Annotated in this window: 17 protein-coding genes and 1 pseudogene; 11 read left to right on the top strand and 7 right to left on the bottom strand. The window is 46.3% G+C overall.

Going from position 1 to position 22097, the window contains the following annotated elements; translation table 11 throughout:
* Positions 1 to 98 precede the first annotated feature (98 nt).
* Positions 99 to 1316: an aldose 1-epimerase family protein gene (locus OCV11_RS24205; protein WP_261897007.1), complete on the top strand. Its 1218-nt coding sequence runs from the start codon at positions 99 to 101 to the stop codon at positions 1314 to 1316.
* Positions 1317 to 1398: 82 nt separating this feature from the next.
* Here the strand turns inward: OCV11_RS24205 and OCV11_RS24200 are convergent, their stop codons facing one another.
* Complete coding sequence (locus tag OCV11_RS24200) at positions 1399 to 2421, bottom strand: arabinan endo-1,5-alpha-L-arabinosidase (protein ID WP_261897006.1); 1023 nt, start codon at positions 2419 to 2421, stop codon at positions 1399 to 1401.
* A gap of 180 nt (positions 2422 to 2601) precedes the next feature.
* On the opposite strand from OCV11_RS24200, the gene OCV11_RS24195 reads away from it, so the two are divergent.
* On the top strand, positions 2602 to 3042 hold the full coding sequence (locus OCV11_RS24195) for a hypothetical protein (protein WP_261897005.1): 441 nt from the start codon (positions 2602 to 2604) through the stop codon (positions 3040 to 3042).
* 5 nt (positions 3043 to 3047) lie between these two features.
* Here the strand turns inward: OCV11_RS24195 and OCV11_RS24190 are convergent, their stop codons facing one another.
* Positions 3048 to 3710, bottom strand: a complete 663-nt coding sequence (locus tag OCV11_RS24190) for a DsbA family oxidoreductase (protein WP_261897004.1) — start codon at positions 3708 to 3710, stop codon at positions 3048 to 3050.
* Between the two features lie 417 nt (positions 3711 to 4127).
* On the opposite strand from OCV11_RS24190, the gene OCV11_RS24185 reads away from it, so the two are divergent.
* The 3 genes and pseudogenes from OCV11_RS24185 to OCV11_RS24175 form a co-directional block, all read left to right on the top strand.
* A complete protein-coding gene (locus OCV11_RS24185) occupies positions 4128 to 5483 on the top strand; it encodes an alpha-amylase family glycosyl hydrolase (protein WP_261897003.1) in 1356 nt (451 codons plus the stop codon).
* A gap of 661 nt (positions 5484 to 6144) precedes the next feature.
* Positions 6145 to 7377: a peptidase T gene (gene pepT / locus OCV11_RS24180; RefSeq protein WP_261897002.1), complete on the top strand. Its 1233-nt coding sequence runs from the start codon at positions 6145 to 6147 to the stop codon at positions 7375 to 7377.
* A gap of 299 nt (positions 7378 to 7676) precedes the next feature.
* Positions 7677 to 8531 (top strand): annotated as a pseudogene (locus tag OCV11_RS24175) (mechanosensitive ion channel family protein); the annotation flags it as partial.
* 97 nt (positions 8532 to 8628) lie between these two features.
* Here the strand turns inward: OCV11_RS24175 and norR are convergent.
* A complete protein-coding gene (gene norR, locus OCV11_RS24170; RefSeq protein WP_261897001.1) occupies positions 8629 to 10233 on the bottom strand; it encodes a nitric oxide reductase transcriptional regulator NorR in 1605 nt (534 codons plus the stop codon).
* A gap of 232 nt (positions 10234 to 10465) precedes the next feature.
* Between norR and hmpA the strand changes: the two genes are divergently transcribed.
* Positions 10466 to 11641: an NO-inducible flavohemoprotein gene (hmpA, locus tag OCV11_RS24165; RefSeq protein ID WP_261897000.1), complete on the top strand. Its 1176-nt coding sequence runs from the start codon at positions 10466 to 10468 to the stop codon at positions 11639 to 11641.
* An 8-nt stretch (positions 11642 to 11649) separates the two neighbouring features.
* Here hmpA and OCV11_RS24160 read toward each other — a convergent pair whose 3' ends face one another.
* Positions 11650 to 12741, bottom strand: coding sequence for a GGDEF domain-containing protein (locus tag OCV11_RS24160; protein WP_261896999.1), 1092 nt, complete (start codon positions 12739 to 12741; stop codon positions 11650 to 11652).
* Between the two features lie 357 nt (positions 12742 to 13098).
* Positions 13099 to 13308, bottom strand: a complete 210-nt coding sequence (locus OCV11_RS24155) for a cold-shock protein (protein WP_068716393.1) — start codon at positions 13306 to 13308, stop codon at positions 13099 to 13101.
* Between the two features lie 369 nt (positions 13309 to 13677).
* Here OCV11_RS24155 and OCV11_RS24150 point away from each other — a divergent pair, with 369 nt between their 5' ends.
* Positions 13678 to 13890 (top strand): alternative ribosome-rescue factor A, encoded by a 213-nt coding sequence (locus OCV11_RS24150; RefSeq protein ID WP_261896998.1) that lies wholly within the window; start codon positions 13678 to 13680, stop codon positions 13888 to 13890.
* Between the two features lie 106 nt (positions 13891 to 13996).
* On the opposite strand, the gene OCV11_RS24145 is transcribed toward OCV11_RS24150, so the two are convergent.
* Both OCV11_RS24145 and OCV11_RS24140 read right to left on the bottom strand, forming a co-directional pair.
* On the bottom strand, positions 13997 to 15160 hold the full coding sequence (locus OCV11_RS24145; protein WP_261896997.1) for a threonine/serine exporter family protein: 1164 nt from the start codon (positions 15158 to 15160) through the stop codon (positions 13997 to 13999).
* Between the two features lie 164 nt (positions 15161 to 15324).
* Positions 15325 to 16269, bottom strand: coding sequence for a LysR family transcriptional regulator (locus OCV11_RS24140; RefSeq protein WP_261896996.1), 945 nt, complete (start codon positions 16267 to 16269; stop codon positions 15325 to 15327).
* A gap of 344 nt (positions 16270 to 16613) precedes the next feature.
* On the opposite strand from OCV11_RS24140, the gene dgcN reads away from it, so the two are divergent.
* The 4 genes from dgcN (at position 16614) to OCV11_RS24120 (ending at position 22095) form a co-directional block, all read left to right on the top strand.
* Positions 16614 to 17624, top strand: coding sequence for an N-acetyltransferase DgcN (dgcN, locus tag OCV11_RS24135; RefSeq protein ID WP_261896995.1), 1011 nt, complete (start codon positions 16614 to 16616; stop codon positions 17622 to 17624).
* A gap of 12 nt (positions 17625 to 17636) precedes the next feature.
* Positions 17637 to 18602, top strand: coding sequence for an N-acetyl-D-Glu racemase DgcA (gene dgcA, locus OCV11_RS24130; protein WP_261896994.1), 966 nt, complete (start codon positions 17637 to 17639; stop codon positions 18600 to 18602).
* Positions 18603 to 18619: 17 nt separating this feature from the next.
* Positions 18620 to 20467: an ABC transporter ATP-binding protein gene (locus tag OCV11_RS24125; protein ID WP_261896993.1), complete on the top strand. Its 1848-nt coding sequence runs from the start codon at positions 18620 to 18622 to the stop codon at positions 20465 to 20467.
* An 86-nt stretch (positions 20468 to 20553) separates the two neighbouring features.
* Positions 20554 to 22095 carry a glutathione ABC transporter substrate-binding protein gene (locus OCV11_RS24120; RefSeq protein ID WP_261896992.1) on the top strand — a complete coding sequence of 514 codons (1542 nt, stop codon included), beginning with the start codon at positions 20554 to 20556 and terminating at the stop codon, positions 22093 to 22095.
* The last annotated feature ends 2 nt before the right edge of the window (positions 22096 to 22097 follow it).

Here is a 22097-nt window from a genome sequence, read left to right as displayed (position 1 = left end):
TGTGTGTTTTTGCATATTGAATCCGTTGCTCATGAGCGTATTCTTTTTGCTGAATCGATTCAGTCCAATAAAAATGCAGAAACTAATAAGGAAAATCTATGAAAGTGAAACTAACCCTTGCGGCGATTACCCTTGCGCTGGCTTCTCTTAACACTCAAGCGGCTGAATTTCTATTAACGCATGCAGCAACGGGAAGTGATGTCGGCAACTGGCAAGTCACCAGCAGTACTTTAGGTATGACCTCTGGCCCTGCTTTCTCCATTGAAAAGCGTCAGCTACATGGTGGCAAACAAGCGGGCGTGGACGTTTTGGTCATCAATAATGGTGAACTGTCGGTCACTTTGGTGCCCACTCGCGGTATGGGGATCTATCAAGTGGCTCGTCAAGGGCATCGCATATTGGGTTGGGATTCTCCGGTTAAGGAAATTGTGAATCCTGCTTACATCGATTTAGAAAGTCGTAATGGTCTTGGTTGGCTAGATGGCTTTAATGAAATGATGGTGCGCTGCGGTTTTGAATGGACCGGTCACCCTGGCTATGACGATGACGGTCACCTGCTGACTTTGCATGGACGTGTGCAAAATACACCAGCTTCTATGGTGAAAGTGATCATTGATGATCAACCACCACACAAGATTACCGTGCTGGGTCAAGTGGCAGAACGAACCTTTAAGAAAACGCAGCTCGTGACCATGACCGAGTTACAAACGGTACCGGGCTCAAACGCATTTTCTATTCATGACACTCTCACCAACGTTGCCGATTATGACGATGAATACCAAATTATTTACCACTCTAACTTTGGTCGTCCCATCTTAGAAAAAGGCGCAAAAGTCACCATCGCTGCATCAGAAATCTCACCTTTTAACGATTACGCTAAGGCGGGCTTAAAAGATTGGCAAACCTATATGGGGCCAACAAAAGGGTTTGATGAGATGGTGTTCAATTTGAAATCCCTAGGTGATAGCAAAGGCAATACTTTAGCCGTGCTTAACAACCAAGCGGCTAACTCAGGTGTGTCTATTCAGTACAATGTGAAACAGCTACCAGTGATTGGTCTTTGGAAAAATACCGACACCGAAAGCCAAGGTTATGTGACTGGGATTGAACCAGGCACCAGTTACTCTTACAACACTAAGCTGCAGCGTCCACTGGGGTTGGTACCTACCATTAAAGCGGGTGAATCCAAACACTTTGATTTGACCTACACCGTATTACGCTCTTCTGATGAAGTAAAAGGCGCGCTGAAACAGGTCGCTAATATTATGAAAGGTAAAGAGGTGAAATTGGTAAAAGAGCCTCTAGCGAAAGAGTAGTTCTCAAATTCTATGAACGGCATGAAAAAGGCTCATCTGGTGTAGATGAGCCTTTTCTGTTTGGGGTAAACAATACCAGCGCTTATGGCAGTTTGTTGACCAAATTAGTTTTGCGCGTGTCGAGGTCTGATTGCACGACAGTTGGCCAGCCTTGTTTCCAATGGATAGGCAGAATGCGCAGTTTTTGTAGCGCATTATCCGCTGTCTCGTAGGCGTGGAACACCATGTAATCTTTGCCCTTAAAGGTGTAAGCCGCATTATGGCCAAGGGCAACCCAGTTTTTGTTCCCTTTCAACACCAAAGTACCACCGCCTTCAAGCATCGATTTACCGGCTTTGTCATAGTATGGCCCTTGGATTTTTTTACTGCGGCCGACACGAATGTGGTAAGTACTGTCCATTCCGCGGCAACACAGATCAAAGGAAACAAACAGATAGTAATAACCTTGTTTATAAAAGATAAATGGCGCTTCAATCGCACCGTTACCGGCTTTGGCTTCATCGCTTTCATCATTAGGGCGGCGTGCCAAGTTATACCATTGCTGTGGTTCGGCGAGTCGGGTAAGAGAAGGATCCAATTTGACCAGTTTCAAACCATTCCAAAATGAGCCAAAAGCCATCCAAGGTGTGCCACTTTGATCGAAGGTCACGGCTGGGTCGATAGCGTTCCAGTCATCGCGATTGGGTACCGATTGAACCACAATACCTTGGTCTATCCATTGATAGTGGCGAGATTGAGGATCTAAGGTTGGTGATATGGTAACGCCGATGGCAGAGGTGTTTTTACCAAACGCGGAAACGGAGTAATAAAGATAGTATTGACCGTTATGTTGCAGAATATCTGGCGCCCAAAGATGGCCATTAAATTCAGGAGCCACTTTTTTTGCCCATGTCGGTTCGGTAGCAAACACTCGTCCCATATGCTGCCAATTTTTCATGTCTTTCGACGCATAAAAAGTGATTCCAGGGCCGGTACTAAAGGCGTAATAAGTGCCATTGTCGAATGCCATGACTGGATCATGAACTTCAACCTGTTTGCCAAACACGCTGGAACTGGCACTACAACAAACCAGCAGTGGGAGTAGCACGGTGCGAAAAATCCCCATCAGAATGTCCTTATGAATTCGGTATTGAGTTTCTACTGTATTGAATTCCTTGTAATAAGACTGCGATCTCTGTGCCGATTGAAACAATAGCTAAACCAGATTATGTGAACACGAGTTAGGAAAGATGATTTGGCCTGTGTGGTTTATACTGAAACAACAGCGGAGAAGGGAGTGACGTTTATGCGATGGAATGTGTTGTTGATCCCTATGAGTTTTCTCATGGCGTTTCAGACGATGGCGCGGGCCGATATGTGGGTTGGGGATGGCATCGATTCTGACTTAGGTCCTATGGTCCGGGTGGTGATCTTTGAAAATAGTTATGGCAGTAAAAATGTCGGGCTGACGTTTCCGTCCAGTGAATGCCGTTCTTATGAACAAGATGTGCAGCAGGCACCGTCTTATCAAATCAATGGCATGGAAGTACAAACCTACGCCCAATGCATTGGTGCGGGTGTACGCTTGGATTTTCCGGCAACGCCGGCAGGAATGCGATATGTGATTGAGCAATTTCAATCGCAGCAGCAAGTGGCCTATTCACAAGATGGAGTCACGGTAACCTTCAATACTTACGGCTTTAGACATGCCTATTTAAATTATGGCATGAGCATGCAAGTGATCTGAGAGAGCTAATGAGCGCGAGAGTGGTGCGGTTGAGCGGCAATCTCTCGCAGTTGTTTGACCCAAACCTCTTCACTTTGCGCGCCATTGAGCAGATGTTGCTCGTCGATAATCATCGCCGGAACCACTTGAATGCCAGCTTGTAACCATTGAGTTTCAATGTTGGCCACAACGCCAGACCAAGAAGGTTCTTTAAGAACTTGCTCGCATAGCTGGCGATCAAGACCGACTTCTGTTGCCATCGACAGAAGAATCTCTTCATCATCAATAGGCAAGTGTAATGTGAAATAGGCGTGAAATAGACGTTCGATTAACGCTTGCTGACAACGATGTTGCATGGCCCATTGCACTAACTGGTGCGCTTTACGAGTGTTATACATCGCCATGTCGTCATCAAAATCGAAACGGATTCCGACTTCAAACCCAAGCTGAGTGACATGCTCTTGCAACTCACGACACGCTTGTTCTGAAGTCTGATACTGTCTCACCAGATATTGCAACAAAGGTTCACCACCAGGAGCGATGGTCGGATTAAGCTCAAAGGGATACCAATAGAGTTCAATGGTTAACTCTGATTCAAGTGATTTGATCGCCCTTTGTAGTCTGGCATAACCGATATAGCACCAAGGACAGACAACATCTGCCACGATATCAATTTTTATCTTGCGCATAACCTGTGTTTCCTGTCCCTCTTTTAATCCGTGATCTGCGTTCCTAGTCAAGGTGAAAACAAGGCAAAGCCATGCATATGCTGGTCATTAGACACTATATTGGCTTACTGGTTTTCTGTTGCTGTTTATCTCAGAAGCTCTCTTTTGAGTAATAGAGGTGCTTAATTTATGAACAGTGTATCTCAGCGTAGCGGGTTCTGGTGTGTAGCTCAACCCATAATCTTGTGTTACATGGGGTAAGAAGCTAGCAAAAACGGACCAGACTGATTGATTACTATCGATTTTTCGACAGTTGGTCGCTTAGTAATGAATTTCGGTGATTGATTTCAGTCCATCCTATAATGATGGTTGCATGCCGCAGCGGTGGTTTTCGATAGCTTGTCGAACGGACTTGCGGTTTAACTAGGGATTGCCTTCATGACTACTCAACCAACAGATGTCATATTACATGCCTTCGACTGGCCCTATGAGATGATTCAAGCCAGAGCGGAGAGGATTGCTGCCTGCGGATATCGCAGCGTGTTAATTTCTCCACCGATGAAATCGTTCAAACATCCGTGCGGCACACCATGGTGGCAGCGCTATCAGCCGCAAGATTATCGGGTTATCGATAACCAATTGGGCAACAAAGAAAGTTTAAGCGCCATGATTGCAAAGCTTAACCAAGTGGGTGTTCGGGTCTATGCAGATGTGGTGTTCAATCATATGGCAAATGAATCGAAGCTGCGTAATGACTTGGTTTATCCCAATCAGCGTGATTTGGACGATTATCAACGGCACGCTGCTTATTATCAGCAGCAAACTCTTTTTGGTGATTTGAGCCAACCACTGTTTACGGAGAAAGATTTCGTTGCCGAGTTTGGTATTCGCGACTGGAAAGATAAGTGGCAAGTGCAAAACGGGCGCATTACTGGTGGTCCACATGATCGCGGACTGCCCACTTTAAAAGATTCACCCTATGTGATTGAACAGCAAAAGGCGTTTTTGTTGGCTTTGAAATCGCTCGGAATTCAAGGGTTTCGTATTGACGCGGCGAAGCACCTTACATTGAATCACATCAAACAGGTCTGGAGCGAAGAGGTGATTCAAGACATGCATATCTTTGGTGAAATCATCACTGATGGCGGCGCAACCAAACAAGAGTATCAGCTGTTTCTCCAGCCGTATTTGGCTGAAACTCAGTTGAGTGCGTATGACTTTCCTTTGTTTCAAACCCTGTTTAATGCCATGGCAGACAACGGTGACCTAGCAACCCTAGTTGACCCCTATTGCTTTGGTGAAGCGCTGTCAAAAGATCGCGCGGTCACCTTTTCGATTACCCATGATATTCCAAATAATCAGGTGTTTAGAAGTTTAGTTATGGCTGATCAGCGCGAAGCGTTGGCCTACACTTATCTGCTTGGGCGAGATGGGGGAGTTCCCCTGATTTACAGCGACCTCAATACCAGTGGCATCGTCAATGGTGATGGTCAGCCAAGATGGCAAAACCAGTGGTATGAGCCAGAGATGACCGGAAAAATTGAGTTTCATAATCGCATGCATGGCTTGCCAATGAAAACGGTACAAGTCGATAAAGAGTTTCTGGCGTTCACCCGTGGCGAGCAGGGGCTGGTTGCGTTAAATAAATCGAGTGCGGAACGCCAATTTACCTTTGCCACTTCGCAAAAGTGGTTGGATTTGCTCAGCGGCGAACACTTTTCACCGTCGCCAGATGGCATGCTGTTGATGTCAGTAGCCGGAGGAACAAGCCGTATGTTGTGCGTCGTAAGCTAAGGATTTGCGTTTGTTTTGCAGAGAACAAAAAAAACCGCAGCGGAAGTGGCTGCGGGAATCAAAGACAGTGGAGGTATCCTATTGTCTTTAGGATGAAATTATCTTCGCTCAAAGCCGAACGGCTTGTGTCTTGTTTAAGACACTGTTTTGTCAATTATTCCCCACAACGGCTCAGAAATGGATTGTTTGTGAACCGTTTTCCCTGTTCGTCATCGATTCAGTGTCGCCAGAAAAAGAAAAGCCTCAAGGGCCCAGTGACGGGCCACAAGAGGCATTATGACGTTGCTAGTAATTGTAATTTGGTTCTCGGAAAAGAGTCTGTACTAACCCTAGTTGGTTAGTTGAGTTTACGCAAAGCACATTACAATGAAATAACTCAGTTTCGTTACAGTCTGTGATGTGGCTTCCGAGTGCGGTGCAAGAATGTACACGAAAGTATCATTAATTTCACTAAAAATAACGCATTTAAATTCATCGAATCAATGTGTTGTGAAACGAGTTGAGGCTATGACACTGGTTTCTAATTCAACAAAAACTGATTTGCAGCAAACTATCTTTGTGCGAAATGCGTAGTATGAAAGGCATTAGGCTGCTATGGCAGCATTTTCTTTCAGCTCAGGAGTTCCTTGCGCTGAGTTTTGACTGAACATGAGTACCTGTAATGGAAAATCTTGTTGATCGCTTTTTGCGCTATGTGACTTTTGAAACCCAATCCAAACCAAAGAATCATCATTGCCCAAGTTCTACGGGGCAGAAGGTGTTTGCTCAAGCACTTTATGAAGAGCTGCAGCAGTTAGGGCTGACAGAGGTGAGCATTGATGACCGTTGCTATGTGATGGCAAAACTCAAATCCAATGTCTCTTTTCCCGTTCCTGCCATTGGCTTTATCTCCCATATGGATACGGCACCCGATGCTTCTGGGAAAAATGTGAAACCACAGATCGTTGAAAACTATCAAGGTGGTGATATTGCTTTGGGCAAAGGTGATGAAGTTCTTTCACCAATTCAATATCCAGAGCTACACACGCTGCATGGGTATAACTTAATTACCACCGATGGTACAACGCTCCTTGGTGGGGATGATAAAGCGGGTGTGGCTGAAATCATGACGGCGGTGCAGTACCTGATTCAACATCCTGAGATTCCTCATGGTGATATTTGCATCGGTTTTACTCCCGATGAAGAAATTGGTCGCGGTGCGAACCATTTTGATGTGGAAAAATTTGGCGCACAGTGGGCATACACCGTTGATGGTGGTCCTGTTGGTGAATTGGAATTTGAAAACTTTAATGGCTCGACCGCAGAAGTGATTTGTCATGGGGTCAGTGTTCACCCTGGTACTGCGAAAGGTAAGCTGGTCAACGCGATGTACATTGCTGCTCAGTTTATTCAAAAAATGCCAGCGGAGCAGACACCAGAACATACTGAAGGTTATGAAGGTTTCATCCACCTTACTGCGGCGAAAATGGGTGTGGCGCGATCAGAGCTCACTTATTTTATCCGAGACTTTGATGCAAAAGGCTTACAAGAGAAAAAGGCGCTAGTGGAAGCGACTGTAGCGCAGTTAAATCGTGAACTGCGTAAAGGTTCAGTGAGCGTAGAGATCACAGATAGCTATTCAAACATGCGCGAAATGATTGAACCCCATCCACACATTATCGAGATTGCCAAAGAGGCGATGATAGCCTGTGATGTTGAGCCTTTGATTAAACCAGTGCGCGGCGGTACAGACGGTGCTCGTCTCTCCTTTATGGGCTTGCCTTGTCCAAATATTTTCACAGGTGGCTACAATTTTCATGGCATCCATGAATTTATTACTATCGAAGGGATGGAACAAGCGGTCGATGTGATTGTCAAAATTGCTGAACGGACAGCAAGCCGCTATCAGGCTTAAAAGAACCGTCCTATTTTCCTTACTTTTGGCGTTGAGTGGGCTCACTCAACGCCTTTTCTTTTTCTCCCGCGTGGTAGAGGTTTTCTCACCGCCTATCTCTTTCTATCCCTCTAAAGGATAAGGAAATTCTTGTTTCTCTCCTGATTGTTATGCATTTGGTTGCTATTTATTGATGCGAACATTTGACCTAACACGTAATTTCACCATCTTCTTACGTGCTTTTTCCCACTCTCAGCTACTATGCTCTTCTCAGTGAGTTGATATAACCACCGCATTGATGAGTGGGGAGAAGAGTTTTGATGGATAAATTTAACGCGGTCGTGGCGTTTTTAATGACTTATAAGCTGGTATTTACCGCGCTAATTTTAATAGTAATGGGGTTTGCTCGCCGTTTTCTGCTTGGCATGATTCGTGGCGATGTCTCTTTTCTCAGTGATGATCAACGTAAATGGATGTCACGCACCAAAAATGGCGTGTTTGCTAGTACATTGCTCGCGCTATTTATTTTGTGGCAATCGGAAATCAGTGAATTTGCTCTTTCAGTGACAGCGATTGCGGTGGCGATTGTGGTCGCATCGAAAGAGATCATTTTGTGTCTTACTGGCTCGATTCAACGGGCGAGTTCTCGTTCGTTTCGTGTCGGCGACTGGATTGAAGTCGGGCAGCTTTGTGGTGAAGTGATCGATCACAATATGATGGCGACGGTGATTCAAGAGATTGATCTGCTGCATGGTCAGTATCACTACACCGGTAAAACCGCCACGTTACCTAACAGCATGTTTTTTATCCATCCAGTAAAAAACCTCAACTTTATGAAACGTTATGTGTTTCATAACTTTAAAATTGTGGTGCCTCATTTCGTCAATCTGTTCCCGTTACTGCCAGAAATTCGCGCTCGGATTCAGGTACACTTTAGCCACTTTATCGATGTCGCGCGCCGTTATAACAGCATGATTGAAAAACATGCCGGGGTCGATTTGCCAAGTGCTGAACCACATATTGAAATCACTAGTACCAATGCGGGTGAGTTGGTTGTGCACTTTATGATTTTTTGTCCGACAGAACGGGCTAACCAGTTTGAACAACTGATTCGTCAAGACTTTATGGAGATATTCACGCAAGCGTTTCCCGAGCTTTGCCAAGCTCCGATTGTAACGGAGCTAAGTGAAGAATTGGTGGAGTCATCAGAGGAACCGCTTAAGAAGAAGTTTAAACCACAAGGCGCACTGATGCTCAAAGTGCGCCATTATGTTAATTCGTTTTGGAACAAGTAATGGTGTGATGGCGTGACACTTCAATGCCTAAGCGCTTCGCTAAACGTGTTAAATTGGCCCGATCGACTTTGAGCGTTCGGGCCGCTTCCGCCCAATTCATTTCCGCTTGAGTTAAGGCTTGTATCACCAAGTTACGTTGAAACTCATCAGTCGCTTCTCTAAGACCTGTCTCCTCGTTTAATGTGCTGTTTGCCCCTTGAGTTTGACCCACTAGATGCTCTTGAGTGTGATCGCTCAGATCGTCATCTAAGGGACCAATATCTTCGCTGGTCACTGTGACTAAAGATTTGCCACTGAGGCGCGCTCTCGCCTTTAGCGCTGCTCGGTTAATCACATGTTCCAACTCACGCACATTGCCCGGCCATGGGTAATGAACCAAATGATGCAGAGCGGATGGGAGCATCTTCAATTGAACGATGCCTAATTTGCGGCGCGCATTCTCCAAGAAGTAACCAGCCAACAGGGAAATATCACCATTGCGTTCGCGAAGTGGTGGTACATAAATCGGATAAACACTTAAGCGATGGTAAAGGTCTGCACGAAAGCGTCCTTCTTTAACCTCTTGTTTTAAATCACGGTTGGTGGCGGCAAGAATTCTCACGTTGACGGTTTCGACTTTATCTTGCCCTACCGGCTGGATTTCGTGGTTTTGCAGAGCACGTAAAATCTTACTTTGCGCTGCGAGGGGCAATTCGCCAATTTCATCTAAGAAGAGCGTGCCACCATCGGCGAGGGCAAACTTGCCGAGTCGATGACGATCGGCCCCGGTAAATGCCCCACGGACGTGACCAAAAAGTTCACTCTCCACCAAGTTTTCCGGTATGGCGGCGCAGTTGACGTAAATTAATGGCTGACGAGCTCGAGGAGACTGCATGTGTAGCGTGCGCGCCACTAACTCTTTGCCCACGCCAGTTTCGCCGTGAATAAGGATGTTAAAACTGGATGGCGCAACTACGTCAATGTCGGATTTCATGGTCAGCATCGCCTCACTGCTACCGATGATCTCTCCTCCATCTTTTTCCGAGGCTTCTTGATTGAGCTGTTCGAAACGTAATTGAGTTTGACGCGCCTGTGCTTCCAATTGGGAAAAGGTTAATGCCATTTTTAAACTGGAGGCGGCGATGGCTGCCAGTCCCTCTAAACTGCGCTTGGAGAGATGATCAAACATATTGGGACGAAGACTGTCGAGTGTGAGAACGCCGAGCAGCTCATCGCCAAAGATCAAAGGTAGACCCATGCAAGAGTGCATTAGAAGTTCATCGTCATGGTCGAGTAACAGGCCATCAAAGGGATCTGGAAGGTCGCAGTTGGCATCAAACAGGGTTGGGCTATTGGAACGACAGATGAGATCCAAGCGTGGGTGATCGGCAAGCACAAAACGTCGACCTAAGGTGTCACGTGTTAGTCCTTGCATCGCAAGTGGTACAAGGGTGTCTGCTTGTTTGGACATGAGCACCACACAATCACATTGAATGGTTTTACGCACCGCATCGAGTAGCTTGCTGAATCGGTCCTGATCGCTTAAGCCACTGGCGAGGCCAACCGTCATATCGACTAACGTTGAAATGGAGAAATCTTGCATAACAATCCAAAGCTGGTTTTTTCGATATTATGCAGTCAAAAAGACCAAATGGCAATTTGTCAAATTGACACAAAAATAGATAACGAAAAATAAAAATATCATTAATATCTGAGTGTTACGTATTGGCATGGAGTGTGCTCTAGGCATAAGGCATGGTGAAGTTGTCCATCGGATGTGTTACTTCGCTTTGTCCTAACAATAACAACGATAATCAGCTATAGAGGAAAACTTTATGCTCACTGAACACCATATTGCGGTCATTAAAAGTACTATTCCATTGTTGGTATCAGCTGGCCCTGAACTGACCCGCCATTTTTATCAACGTATGCTAAGTCATCACCCAGAATTGAAGCACATCTTCAATCTGTCTCATCAGAAAAGTGGACGACAAAGTGTCGCGTTATTTGAAGCCATCGCTGCGTATGCCCAAAACATCGATAATTTGGCGGCCTTAACGTCTGCAGTGGAACGGATTGCTCATAAGCACACCAGTTTCAACATTCAGCCTCAGCACTATCAGATTGTGGGTACGCACCTCATTGAGACATTACGTGAGTTGGCGAAAGAGGACTTTACTCAAGAAGTTGAAGAGGCTTGGACGGCAGCTTATCTCTTTTTGGCGGATGTCTTTATTCGTCGTGAAGACGAGATCTACTCTCAGAACCAAGCTGCACTAGGTGGATGGCGTGGGACGCGCCGATTCGTAGTCAGTCGCATTCAGCAAGAATCTGACAGCGTAGCCAGCTTTATTCTTGTCCCTGAGGATGGTGAAGCGGTGATGGACTATTTGCCGGGTCAGTATTTAGGGATTGAAGTAAAGCCTACGAACAGTGAATATCGTGAAATTCGCCAATACTCTTTATCTGCAGCGCCTAATGGGCACTCCTATCGTATTGCGGTGAAAAAGCTGAACGATGAGCATGGCGGCACGGTCTCACATTTTATGCATGACCATATCAAAGAAGGTTCTGTTGTGGATGTCTATGCGCCAGCTGGGGATTTTTACTATCTAGAACGTGATAAGCCCGTGGTGTGCGTCTCTGCAGGTGTTGGCGTGACGCCAATTCAAGCGATGGTGCAATCGCTAGCCAAAGCCGGTAAAGAGCAACTGACTTATCTATATGCTTGCCCGTCACCTAGCGATCATGTGTTTTGTGATGAGACAGCAGCACTTGTGCAAGAGCACGGATGGCATCAACAGGTGTGGTATGAAGAGGGGGCTACTGGGCAGTATTCTTCAGGGCGTATGAACCTAGCGGATGTCTCTTTGCCAACGGATGCCGACTTTTACTTGTGCGGCCCTTTGCCTTTTATGCAGCATATCGTTAAACAGCTTTTGAGTTTAGGCGTTGCCAGTGAGTCTATTCACTATGAAGTGTTTGGGCCTTTCTCATCGGCCAACGCCTGATATGGAGATTAATGCGCGTTCTGTGTTAGTGGTGGTAAAACCTCAGTAACACCTGAGCTAGCAAATGTCGACGTGACCACGCAGTTCTTACCTTGTGCTTTAGCGCGGTAGAGTGCGTGGTCTGCAACCCGCAAGGCATCGTCATAACTGGCATCATGATTGTGCACTAAGGCAATGCTGATGGAGACTGGCAAGCAGATCTTGAAGTTGGTTTCACTTACCTGCTTTCGTGCATGCTCTGCCAGCGTTTCACCACTTGGAATCATACCGTTGGGAATGACGACAATAAATTCTTCACCACCCCATCGACCGACCAAATTGGGCTGTGGAAAGACTTCGGTTAATACTCTGGCTATCTGCTTTAACACTTCATCACCGATTAAATGCCCATAGGTATCATTGAGTTGCTTAAAGTTATCAACATCGATAAGCGCTAGACAGTATCCTTTGGCTTGTTGGGCAATCAGTTTTTCAGTGTAGCGTCGGTTATACACTTGAGTTAACCCATCGACGGTGGCACAGATTTCCAAGGTTTTATTGAGTTGGTTTAACTCGCGATAAGCCTTTTCTCGGCTTCTTTCGAGATAGAAGATCAGTGTGCTGAGAATGAGCCACACCGCTACCAAGTTGGCGTAACTGGCGACGTCAAATGATGTTGGCTGCCAAGTATCCAAATGGCTGTATAACCAATAGTTGAAGAAAATAAATTGCCCAAAAATAAAAAATAGGCTGACGCGAAAAGGGAGTGTCACTATCGCTAATATGGGCGTGACCATAGCAAAGACCAATGCGTACTCTTGGTTACCAACGCACACTATATAGAAATGGGTCAGCGCCATTACAATCCCGTTGATCAGCAGTGACGAAAGTAATAAACGTTGATGGGAAAAGAGTAAATACTGAGAAAACACCGCCAGTAAAAGAGTCACTCCATTGGCTGCGACTAACGACACATTATGCTCTATTGTGAGGTTATAAATGATAAAAAATAGATTGGTGCAAGCCAAAAGTCCGGCACAAACGACGTTGAGAAAGGCTTTACGGTGTTCTTCACTGTTGTGAGTCCATCCAAGATGGTTCTCAAGTAAGGTCGTTATCATGTCTGATGCGCTAAAGTATTAATAATTAAGATTAATATTAACTTAAGGCAACGCAAAAGAGAATGCTACTAGTTGAACAAGATACCGTATGGCACACAGTATGCTTTAGGCGTGAGTCGCTGGAAGGTTGAGCTCTGTTGAAACAGTAATAGGATAAGATGAGGGAATTAGTTTATTAAAACAAACCGAGAAGATTGCAATTATTTTTTATTAAATAAAAAAATTTTTAATAATTAAAATTTATTTTCATTTGATATGCAGTTTGATTATATATTGAAATTAAAAGAATTAAGTTATTTAAAAAACAAATAAAAAAATAGCCAGCTTAAAGCTGGCTATTAGGAATTCTTTTAAGAATTAAAGTACTTTGATGCTTTCAGCTTGAGGGCCTTTTTGACCTTGAGTGATTACGAACTCAACTTTTTGGCCTTCAGCTAGAGTGCGGAAACCGTCACCAGTGATTGCACTGAAGTGTGCAAAAACGTCTGGACCGTTTTCTTGTTTGATGAAGCCAAAGCCTTTAGTTTCGTTGAACCATTTAACTGTACCAGTAACTGGAGTAGACATATGTATATCCTAATTTAACTATAAAATATTGGGCCGATTTCGGCGCTGATAGCGTGGAAAAGTAAATTGCTATTGCGTACGACACGACGGGGGAGTTACAAGTAATCCAACGAGGCAATGTGTATACAAAGAACTTCATTTCTAGCTAACGAGAAGTCTAGAGTAATCCATGTAGTTGTCAATCGAATATTTTGATTAATAGGGTAGGAATGCTTAATTTCCTGTAAATATTTGCTCTATCATTCGTTTCCATGTAATTAACCATTTTCTCATTTCCGAAAATAAGATCTTGCACTAAATTTTTGTTGACTTAATCAAAGGATTGAAGACAATCAGCGGCGAAGAAATCACCATTATTTGGAGTAAAAAATGGCACACAAAAACAAAGTACAAAAAGTCCCAACCACCGATTCCCCAGTGGACATCGAGTTTGGTCGTGGTCAGATCAAAGACAATGCATTGAAAGCGTTAGTGACTAGCCAAGTGTTTCACACTCGAGTAGTGAAAGCGAAAAAAGGCAAAGGCAGCTACAACCGTAAAGAAAAATTTAAGGGGCAAGAGTCCTATGCAAAAGCGGCCTAAGGGCTTTTTCGCATAGGGTTCTTTTCACAACCCGTCTATTAAACAAAAAGAGTCGCATCAAGCGACTCTTTTTGTATCTATATATGTCGATGTTTAAACGCTGTGGTTACCGTTCGATTTTCGGAGAATAGATCGAATACGCGGTCACTTGCCCTGCCACAATGGCTGAGAACATAAAGAGTGCCGACAGACCAATACTCGGAATAGGCAGAATCGATTGTTCGAACAGCGATTGACTCGCACTGATCAGCACGCGGCTACCTGGTACTAGGATAATGATGCCTTGCACAATATAGATAGAACCAGTGAGCTCCATCTTTTTCGCAATCCAAGTGCCGTATAACGTGATGAGCACTGTGGTTACCCAAGTACCAACAATCCAACCGGCATCAAAACCTAGATAGAAAGGACCCCACATACCAAGTACGGCAACGGGTGCGCCAAGCAAAATATCTTTGATCCGCGCGTTAAATAAAATCCCGATAGAGCCAGAGAGTAAGAACAGACCAAAGATATGCAGATAAATAGGAATCTCGTTATGGTAAGCCATCGCTGGCGCTTGGCCCCAAATCGATTCACCGATGTTGAGTCCCATAATGATGCCAACAAAGAGTTTGATCAGCACTAAACCACTTTGCCCGAGCAGACTCGTACCTGAGACCAAGTCATTAAAGGCCAGACACTCGAGCGAGTTTGCAATAGAGAGGCCGGGCACGAATAAGATAACGGCGGCGATACAGAGCGTCCACACCGGAATGTGTAATCCGGTATGAGCTAAGGCCGCAACCAAGATGCCGGAAAATAAGGCAGCCAAAAACTCGACAGCGATGGCGCGGCGGCCACTGCAAATCAGCTGAGAAATCCACACGATGAAACCTAAGATAATTGAAATCAGCGTGGCTTCTATAGTGCTGCCCACCAACATCAGATAGGCGGGTGGGATTCCCATATTGGCAATAGCAATCGCCCACCAAGGATAACCGACCGGTTCGGGAACAGGTTCGTTACTTGGCTGGTTAATGCGAATAATGGTATTCGCCAATAAACTGAGGTTAATCGACGCAGGTTTTAGGCGCTTCATTACCACGATATTGTTGTCGTCCGGAAACTGGTAGTTGATTTCGGTAGGCGTAGCCTGAACCATTACATCGACACCATGTTTACGAGCGTAATATTGGGTGTATTTTTCTACTTTATAGGGAGCACAGCCGCTGCGGTGCAGGGTGTCGCCAATTTCAACGATTTTATTAATTCGATATTGTGACGGCATAGTGAGCTTATGTTGTCAAAGGGACGGGGAAAAATTCGGCGTAAATTAGCAGAGCGCAACAGAATAATCGAGCTAATTTAATTACATTTTTACATTAGTTTAGCTAATTGTATAACGTATGCCATTCCTATGAGAAATAAGTCGCTATATTGAGCAGGTTTGGATTAAGAAACCAGCAGTGGCTCTGGGGCGTTATCGCGCAAAATAGCAGGCGATATGCCAATGCGAGGGGGCACAATTTGGCGACAGCAGCGTTTGAACAAGCTTTTGAGCTGCAGTAGTTGCCGTGATTGTGGTAAATCTCGACGTGTGACTAACACTAATTCGAAAGGCAGACGTTCCGCGATAGGCACAATATGGACATCTTTGGCATAACGCTGCGCGGTAAAGAGATCAACCACCCCGACGCCACCGCCGGAGACCACCATATCGGCGATCACCGAGTAGGTCTTAATATAAAGCGGATTTTTCGGTTTGACGCCTGCGTTGGCCATGGCGCGGTGCAAAATGCGCCCCAGCGGGTCATTTTCTTGCATCATTAGAAAATTATGCTGACTAAGCCAATCCAAACTCACACTGGCTGGTGGGGTCATCTCTTTGGGCAAAATCGCGACCATGTCGGCTTGAAAGAGCGGTTCGGCAAACAGCGATCTGGGTACATACTGACCAAACACCAAAGCGACATCCAGTTCGTTATTCAGAACCGCTTGTTGCAGCGCGGCGAAATGTTCCGTGACCAGATCAACATGAACATCCGGTTGTTGCTGACGATATTCAACCAGTGTCGGAGCCACTACCATGTGAGCGCACGCGTGGGCTGCACCAATTCGAATCGTTTGTTCCTTCTCTGTGCGCATCGATTCAGTTAAGGCGGTAATACTTTGTAGATGACGGGTGAGCTGTTCCACTTCTGGCAGCAGTTGTTGACCCTCTTTGGTCATCACCAGTCCTTTGCTGCTTCGGTCGAAAAGAGTGAAGCCTAACTGTTGCTCGGTATGATTTAAAACACGACTGACATTGGGTTGTGACACGTTTAATAAACGTGCTGCACCGCTAATGGTTCCCGCTTGGATAATGGCGTGAAATACTTCAATTTGTCTTAATCGCATTGCTGTTCCCTCGCAATTGGCTGACCCCAACTTAACGTATACACACTCCTTGTTATACGTCCCTCCCGCCTGTTTAGAATTGCCACTTTTTCAGTAAAGCTGCAACCCTTTTGATTAAACTATGTGTTTGATTTGAACAGAGGCTTACGCATAACGCAGCAAAAATTAAGCCAATACTCAATAAGCCAAACCTTGGGTCCATCGGCGTTAGGGAGCTCTCCAGTACCTTAGTTAGGGGTATAACCTAAGGTTATGGGGCTGCAACAAACAAGTATTCGTGGCAGCGGTTTTGTTCATGCCATAGTGAATTTCATCAACGAATGACAGTAGCAAGAGACATGGACATGCAAATACCTCAACCTTATCTTCTTTTCCTCGGTGACGTAACCGATCCCCTTTCTGCCAAAACAGCGCGCGGTATTCATGCTTGGCGCCCAGAGACCTGTGTTGGTCAAATGCATTTAGAAGGTTGCCAAGTTTCTCTTGGGTTACCAGAACTCACACCTGCCCAAGCCAAAGACCAAGGCGCTAAAACGTTTGTACTTGGCACGGCCAACGCAGGTGGTTATATCCCAGAGCATTGGATGACGGTGATTAAGGATGCGATTGAAGCTGGTCTCAATATCGCCAGTGGTTTACACCAAAAATTGGTCGATGTACCTGAGCTCGTTGCTTTAGCCAAACAACATGATGTTGCGCTGTTTGACGTGCGCCATCATCAACCTGCATTAAAAGTGGGCTCTGGTTTACCTCGCAGTGGTAAACGTGTGCTGACCGTCGGGACCGATTGTGCTGTGGGCAAAATGTACACCTCATTAGCACTTGAAGCGGCGATGCAAAAACTGGGTATGAAAGCGGAATTTCGCGCGACAGGTCAAACCGGTATTTTGGTCGCGGGGGCAGGCATTCCGATTGACGCCGTTGTGTCTGACTTTATCTCTGGTGCGGCTGAGTGGATTTCTCCGGCCAACGATGCGGATCACTGGGATGTGATAGAAGGTCAAGGCTCACTATTCCACCCATCTTATGCGGGCGTGAGTTTAGGCCTACTGCACGGTTCTCAACCCGATTATTTAGTGATGTGTCATGAAATGGGCCGTCCACATACACGTCATTTACCGCACCATCCGTTGGTTGAAATGGAAGATTGTGTCTATCTCAACTTGTACAACGCTCGTCTGACAAATCCGAATGTACAGCTGGCGGGTATTTCAGTGAACACGTCTAATTACCCTGAAGAAGAAGCGAAAGCTTATTTGGCTGAACTCACTGAAAAGTTCCAAGTACCAGCCACCGATTCAGTGCGCTTTGGCATCGACGCGATCGCCGAGTTTCTTCTTCATCAAGTGAACTAAGAAGAGCGAATTATGCGTACTGTGGATATTGATGTGGTGGAATTGCCACTTTCAAGACCGTTTACCATTTCGCGCGGCACACGTACGGCGGTCACCGTCGTTCGTGTGAGTTTAGAGCAAGAGGGATTCGTTGGTTTAGGCGAATGCACTCCAACTCCGCGCTACAACGAAACGCCAGAAAGCGTTGTGGCACAAATCCAATCGGTCGTGCCGCAATTGCAAGAAGGGATTTCCCGTGAGGCGTTGCAAAACCTGTTACCCGCAGGCTCGGCTCGTAACGCGTTGGATTGTGCTCTTTGGCGCCTAGAGGCACTCAAAAAGCAGAGTACCTTATGGCGCTTGACCCATATTGCTCAGCCTGAAGCGATCATCACCGCGGAAACCATCAGTTTAGATACGGTTGAAGCAATGACCGCAGCAGCGAAATCGGCTGCAGAGCGCGATGGCATTCTGCTTAAGATAAAGCTGAATAGTGAACAGATCGTCGAAAAAGTCGCCGCCATTCGTTCGGTAGCACCGAAAGCAACGTTAATCATTGATGCGAATGAAGCGTGGACCGATTGCAATTTACCGGAACTGTTTGACGCGTTACTGCCATTTGATATCACCATGATTGAGCAGCCGTTACCTGCTGGCAACGATGACGCTTTAGCTGATTTCGCCCATGTGATTCCCGTATGCGCCGATGAAAGCTGCCATACCGCGACCGACATTGCCGCGCTGAAAAATCGCTATGAGTTCATCAATATCAAACTCGATAAGTGTGGCGGCTTAACTCAAGCCCTTGCCATGGTGGAAACGGCTAACGCATTGAATATGCGCTTGATGGTCGGCTGTATGCTTGGCTCGTCGTTAGCGATGGATGCTGCCTTACCGATAGCCGCTCAGTGTGAGCTGGTGGATTTAGATGGTCCGATTTGGCTTGCGATGGACAGTGCGCCTTATCTGGAGTATCGCCAAGGCAAAATTTGGATTTAATCAGGAGCGGATCAGGGATGACTTTTCAAGCAAGTAAACCACTGCTCGCGGTGGAAAACCTCAGTGTTGGTTTTCGTAGCCACGAAGGAATGAACTCGGCGCTGCGTAACGTGTCGTTTAGCGTCGAACGAGGAGAGATAGTGGCGGTCGTGGGGGAAAGCGGCTCTGGCAAGTCAGTCACATCGCTGACCATTATGGGGTTGTTGAGCGATAACGCGGTGATTGAGCAGGGAGAAATCCATTTTCAACCGGCGCAATATCGCCAAGATTTATTGCAATTGACCCCAAGTGAGCAGCGCCAAATTCGTGGCAAAGAGATTGCCATGATTTTCCAAGAGCCGATGACCTCGCTCAATCCCGTATTGCGCATTGGTGACCAGCTAACGGAAGCCTTGCTCGATCACCAAATTTGCAGTAAAGCCGAAGCGTACAGCAAAGCTTGTGATTTACTTAAACAGGTTCATATCGCTGATGTGGATCGGGTGATGAAAAGCTATCCCGATGCGCTATCGGGTGGGATGCGCCAACGTGTGATGATCGCTTTGGCACTCACTTGCGACCCTCAAATGCTGATCGCCGACGAACCAACCACGGCACTGGATGTGACTATCCAGTCACGCATTTTGAAAATTTTGAAAGACTTACAAGCGAAGCGCGATATGTCGGTGATGTTTATTACTCATGACATGGGCGTCGTTGCTGAAGTGGCTGACAAAGTGGTGGTGATGTTTCGTGGTGAAGTGGTGGAAACGGGCAGTGTGGAAGAGATCTTCCATCGGCCGCAACACTCTTACACCAAAGCGCTACTCGCTGCCGTTCCTAAACTGGGCGATATGACCGATAGCTACTGGCCAAAGCCGTTTGAATTGGTTGGACAGCCGACACTGGTTGGAGACCAAGAACATCGCACTGCAAACTACGATGGCAAACCGCTACTTGATGTACGCGGTCTAAAAGTCTATTACCCCGTTCGCAGTGGCGTGCTATCTCGAGTGCGTCATGAAGTGCATGCGGTGGAACAGATTGATTTTAGTTTGTGGCAGGGAGAAACCTTAGCCATCGTTGGAGAAAGTGGCTGCGGAAAATCGACTACTGGGCGCTCGCTGTTGCGTCTGATTGAAAGCCAATCAGAGAGCATTCATTTTCAAGGCAAAGAGATCTCTTTGTACAACGAAGCCAAATTCAAACCGATTCGCCGCGAAATGCAGATGGTGTTTCAAGACCCTTATGCCTCGCTCAATCCTAGGTTGACGGTGGGTTTTTCGATTGCCGAACCTTTGCTTATTCACGGCTTAGCCAAAAACTTGGCAGAGGCGACCCCAGAGGTAGAAAAGCTACTGGTGAGTGTCGGCCTTAAACCAGAACATGCGCAGCGTTATCCCCATGAATTTTCTGGCGGTCAGCGTCAACGTATTGCGATTGCCCGCGCGATGGCGCTCAAACCGAAAGTGATCATTGCTGATGAAGCGGTGTCCGCGCTTGATGTGTCGATTCAAGCGCAAGTGATCAACTTAATGATGGATTTGCAAAAGCAAACTGGCGTGGCGTGGATTTTCATCTCCCATGACATGGCGGTTGTGGAACGCATCGCCAACCGAGTCGCGGTGATGTATCTCGGCAACATTGTTGAATTTGGCAGTCGTCAGGCGGTTTTTAACCATCCACAACACCCATATACGCGCCGTTTGCTTGATTCGGTGCCGATTGCTGATCCGAACTTACGTAAAGAGCGTCAATTTGATGATAGCGAATTGCCACCATCACCTATGCGCCCTGTCGGGGTGGAAGGAACCAAATTGAATTACCGTAAAATCGCCCCAGAGCATTGGGTGGCACAATCGGTCGATGAATCACTCGTAGTTTAGCTAAACCCCATTCCCTAAAAGAGGCTTTGAGCTGTTTCTCTTTCTCTGGGACTGACATTTTGATTATGGATAATCAGGAGAAACCCATGAAATCATTATTTACCCGTTCAACGGTGGCCCTTGCGCTCGCCCTTAGCTTTTCCGGTGGCGTGCTCGCCGAAGATCTGAAAATCTCGATGTATGCGGATATTACCGGTCTTGATCCACACGATACCTCTGACAACGTGAGTTACTCAGTGCAAAGCGGCATCTTTGAGCGTCTGTTCCAGTTTGATAATCAGATGAAACTGATTCCTCAATTGGCGACCCAATACACCAGCAATGCCGATGCTACCCAATTTACCATCACCTTGCGCGATGGTGTGACCTTCCAAGATGGCACGCCATTCAATGCGGCGGCGGTGAAAGCGAACCTTGATCGTCTGTCAGATCAAACCAAAGGTTTGAAACGTAATAGCTTGTACAAGATGATCGAGAAAGTCACCGCAGTTGATGATCACACCGTTAAAATCGATTTAAACCAGTCGTTTGGTGCTTTTATTAACACCTTGGCTCACCCATCCGCGGTCATGTGGAGTCCTGCCGTATTGGCCAAATACACCAGTGAAGCAGAACTGCGCATGCATCCAACCGGTACTGGACCATTTAAGTTTGTGGAGTGGAAACCAGGCAAAGATGTCAAGTTGACGAAGTTTGACCACTACTGGAAACAAGGCTGGCCAAAAGTCGATAGCGTGACCTTCTATCCAGCGCCAGAAGATTCCACTCGCGTAGCGTCATTGATTGCAGGGCAAGTTAACGCTATCTATCCTTTGCCTGCCGATATCATCAACTCTGTTACCAAAGACAGCAAACTGGCGGTACAACGCGACCCTAGTATTTACATGATGTACATGGCGATCAACACCCAACATAAAGCGTTGGCAGATGTGCGTGTGCGCCAAGCGATTAACTACGCATTGAACCGCGATGTATGGTTGAAAATCAGTGCCGCTGGCATGGGCGTTCCTGCGCACTCAGCTATTGCTCCGAATGTGCAGTTCTACTCTCAGCAAACTTCTCCTGATTACAGCTACAACCCTGACATGGCGAAAAAACTGCTGAAAGAAGCGGGTTATGACAAAGGTCTATCGCTCAAGCTTTGGACTTCCAATGCGACCACAAGTGTGCGCTCAGCGCAGTTTGTGAAACAGCAGTTAGGCCAAGTAGGGATTAACGTCACCGTGGTGCCGATGGATTCTGGTACACGTAACTCCAAGTTGTGGAGTGTTAAAGATCCTAGCAAAGCTGAGTTCGACCTCTACTACGGTGGCTGGTCTCCATCTACTGGTGATGCCGACTGGGCTCTTCGTCCTTTGTTTGCTACCGAATCATGGACGCCAACCGCGTATAACGTCTCTTACTACAGCAACAAGGCCGTCGACAATGCCATCATGGATGGTTTGAAAACCGCTGATCCTGCTGCACGTGCGAAAGCTTACGCCAGCGCTCAATCGCTTATTTGGAAAGATGCGCCAATCGCGTTCTTAGGTACGCCAGATAACTTGGTAGGTAAACAGAAAAACCTCACTGGCGTTTCGATGCTAGCCGACGGTTCACTGCTGTTTAACCAAGCGCAATTTAACTAAGC

Origin of the sequence: Vibrio porteresiae DSM 19223, assembly GCF_024347055.1 — a bacterium.
GTDB classification, from domain to species: Bacteria; Pseudomonadota; Gammaproteobacteria; order Enterobacterales; family Vibrionaceae; genus Vibrio; species Vibrio porteresiae.
The sequence above is the reverse complement of the archived record's forward strand: the minus strand, read 5'-3'. Positions and strand labels throughout refer to the sequence as shown.

Excerpts from the sequence above, each read along its gene's own strand:
- OCV11_RS24120 (WP_261896992.1), top strand. The coding sequence starts at position 20,554 with ATGAAATCATTATTTACCCGTTCAACGGTGGCCCTTGCGCTCGCCCTT.
- OCV11_RS24125 (WP_261896993.1), top strand. The coding sequence starts at position 18,620 with ATGACTTTTCAAGCAAGTAAACCACTGCTCGCGGTGGAAAACCTCAGT.
- OCV11_RS24185 (WP_261897003.1), top strand. The coding sequence starts at position 4,128 with ATGACTACTCAACCAACAGATGTCATATTACATGCCTTCGACTGGCCC.
- OCV11_RS24160 (WP_261896999.1), bottom strand. The coding sequence starts at position 12,741 with ATGATAACGACCTTACTTGAGAACCATCTTGGATGGACTCACAACAGT.
- dgcN (WP_261896995.1), top strand. The coding sequence starts at position 16,614 with ATGCAAATACCTCAACCTTATCTTCTTTTCCTCGGTGACGTAACCGAT.
- dgcA (WP_261896994.1), top strand. The coding sequence starts at position 17,637 with ATGCGTACTGTGGATATTGATGTGGTGGAATTGCCACTTTCAAGACCG.
- hmpA (WP_261897000.1), top strand. The coding sequence starts at position 10,466 with ATGCTCACTGAACACCATATTGCGGTCATTAAAAGTACTATTCCATTG.
- OCV11_RS24140 (WP_261896996.1), bottom strand. The coding sequence starts at position 16,269 with ATGCGATTAAGACAAATTGAAGTATTTCACGCCATTATCCAAGCGGGA.
- OCV11_RS24155 (WP_068716393.1), bottom strand. The coding sequence starts at position 13,308 with ATGTCTACTCCAGTTACTGGTACAGTTAAATGGTTCAACGAAACTAAA.
- pepT (WP_261897002.1), top strand. The coding sequence starts at position 6,145 with ATGGAAAATCTTGTTGATCGCTTTTTGCGCTATGTGACTTTTGAAACC.
- OCV11_RS24145 (WP_261896997.1), bottom strand. The coding sequence starts at position 15,160 with ATGCCGTCACAATATCGAATTAATAAAATCGTTGAAATTGGCGACACC.
- OCV11_RS24200 (WP_261897006.1), bottom strand. The coding sequence starts at position 2,421 with ATGGGGATTTTTCGCACCGTGCTACTCCCACTGCTGGTTTGTTGTAGT.
- norR (WP_261897001.1), bottom strand. The coding sequence starts at position 10,233 with ATGCAAGATTTCTCCATTTCAACGTTAGTCGATATGACGGTTGGCCTC.
- OCV11_RS24195 (WP_261897005.1), top strand. The coding sequence starts at position 2,602 with ATGCGATGGAATGTGTTGTTGATCCCTATGAGTTTTCTCATGGCGTTT.
- OCV11_RS24190 (WP_261897004.1), bottom strand. The coding sequence starts at position 3,710 with ATGCGCAAGATAAAAATTGATATCGTGGCAGATGTTGTCTGTCCTTGG.
- OCV11_RS24205 (WP_261897007.1), top strand. The coding sequence starts at position 99 with ATGAAAGTGAAACTAACCCTTGCGGCGATTACCCTTGCGCTGGCTTCT.
- OCV11_RS24150 (WP_261896998.1), top strand. The coding sequence starts at position 13,678 with ATGGCACACAAAAACAAAGTACAAAAAGTCCCAACCACCGATTCCCCA.